Below are 674 nucleotides of genomic sequence, written 5' to 3'. Positions count from 1 at the left end.
CTGAAGTTCGAGGACGGCTCGGCGATCACCACCAAGGACATCAAGTACGGCATCGAGCGCATCTTCGCGCAGGACGTCGTCGCCGGTGGTCCGACCTACCTGATCAACTCGCTCGACCAGGGCCAGGACTACAAGGGTCCCTACACCGACACCGACCCGAACAAGCTGGGTCTGAAGACGGTCGAGACCCCGGACGACAACACCATCGTCTTCCACCTGAAGGACGCGGACTCCTCCTTCCCGTACCTGCTGGCGATGGGCTCGGCCTCGCCGGTGCCGCAGAAGCTGGACACCGGTGCCAAGTACGGTGACAAGCCGGTCTCCTCGGGCCCGAACAAGTTCAAGTCGGCCGAGCGGGGCAAGGGTTACGAGCTGGTCCGCAACGAGCACTGGGACCCGGCCACCGACTCGTTCCGCAAGGCGCTGCCGGACGTCGTCAAGCTGACGATCACCACCAACGCCGACGACATGGACGCCCGTCAGCTGGACGGCACCGCCGACCTCGACTGGGGCCAGACCGGTCTCTCGCAGGCCGCCCAGGCCAAGGTCCTCACCGACCCGGCGCTCCCAGGCCACGAAGGCGGCCAGCAGCACGGCGGCCGCGGCGAACGCGCCCACGATCCGGCCGTCGGTCCAGCCGTCCTAGCTGCCGTTGACGATGCCCCAGACCACCG

Annotated in this window: 1 protein-coding gene; it reads left to right on the top strand. The window is 67.5% G+C overall.

The genetic code is table 11. The features are described from left to right. Nucleotides 1-674, top strand: a 674-nt coding sequence (locus ABD323_RS43150) for an ABC transporter substrate-binding protein (protein ID WP_344447498.1), incomplete at both ends; no start/stop codon positions are given.

This window comes from Kitasatospora nipponensis (assembly GCF_039528135.1).
GTDB classification, from domain to species: Bacteria; Actinomycetota; Actinomycetes; order Streptomycetales; family Streptomycetaceae; genus Kitasatospora; species Kitasatospora nipponensis.
The sequence above is the reverse complement of the archived record's forward strand: the minus strand, read 5'-3'. Positions and strand labels throughout refer to the sequence as shown.